Raw genomic sequence first — 1,314 nt, forward strand, 5'->3', positions numbered from 1 at the left:
CAATAGTCCGGACAATTTTAGCGAGGCAGGAGTGGACAGAGAAGCTATCCATCGGATAGGGTGCAAATTAATCCAAAACGCACCGGATGGATAGCCATATGGAAAATATTGTACAAAGCCTACTTGCAAAAGTGGGCATTTTCGCAAACCGCAAGTGACCTTTTTCGTGACGTTATTTTCGACGATTCTGGTGGTGTGTGGGAACGTGAATTTCACAAATCTGAGTCGGTATAGCGAGTTAAACGAGAAGACCTATCGACGGCATTTCGAGGCGGGGTTTGAGTTTGCGCGATTCAATCAGCAGTTGAGTGAGGTGAGTATTCCCCCCGAGCATGAGGTGTTGGCAGTGATGGATGCTTCGTTCATCCGCAAGAGTGGCAAAGCGACCTTTGGGATTGATCGGTTCTGGAATGGCAGTGCGAGTCGAGTCGAACGGGGGTTGGAAGTGTCGTTAGTGGGGATGGTGGATGTGGAGCGAGAGACGGGCTATGCCCTCAGTGCTCAACAGACCTTGGCCCAGGACGATTGCCCCGATGGTAGTCGCCTCGATCAAGCTTTGCATCATTTGCACAGGACGCGCCCGCAGTTGCCGAAGCGGGTCAAATATTTAGCGGTCGATGGCGCTTATGCCAAGACGACGTTTATCAATGGCACCGTTGCTCTAAACCTGCATGGGATCACCAAACTGCGGTGCGATGCCAATCTGAAGTTTCTTTACACGGGTGAACAAAAGCGTCGTGGCAGACCCCGCAAGTATGATGGCAAAGTCGATCTCCAAGATTTTTCACGCTTCACCTTTGTAGAGGCAATTGAACCCGGCGTTTCTCTCTACACTGCCCTCGTCTGGTCGGTGGCTTGGAGTCGTCCGATTCGGTTGGCGTATCTGGTAGATTGTCGTGACCCTAACCGTCCTCGTTATGTTGTTTTATGCTCCACCGATACTGAGCAAGACGCCAAAGAGATCTACCGACTGTATCGCTTAAGATTTCAAATTGAATTTATTTTTCGTGACGCAAAACAATTCACTGGACTGGAGGATTGCCAAGCGCGTTCTTGCGCCAAACTTCAATTCCACTTCAATGCTGCCTTTACCACCCTCAATTTAGCCAAGCTAGACGCTCTACAACATCACTCGTCTGACCAACCCTTTGTCTTTTCGATGGCTAGCGTCAAACGCCGTGCCTTCAATGAATACCTTCTCAATCAATTTATTCACAAGTTAGAGCTTGACCCGACTTCGATTAAATCACATCCCAACTACTCAACCCTCTGTGAACACGGCATCATCGCCGCTTAATTTTGTCCGGAGTATTG

1 protein-coding gene is annotated in these 1,314 nt (G+C 49.2%); it reads left to right on the plus strand.

The genetic code is table 11. The features are described from left to right. The first annotated feature begins 154 nt into the window (after nucleotides 1-154). The gene (locus tag ACN4EG_RS27750; protein ID WP_431633523.1) at nucleotides 155-1,297 is read left to right on the plus strand and encodes a transposase; all 1,143 of its coding nucleotides are present in this window, start codon (nucleotides 155-157) and stop codon (nucleotides 1,295-1,297) included. The last annotated feature ends 17 nt before the right edge of the window (nucleotides 1,298-1,314 follow it).

Origin of the sequence: Alkalinema pantanalense CENA528 (genome assembly GCF_050753345.1) — a bacterium.
GTDB classification, from domain to species: Bacteria; Cyanobacteriota; Cyanobacteriia; order Leptolyngbyales; family Leptolyngbyaceae; genus Alkalinema; species Alkalinema pantanalense.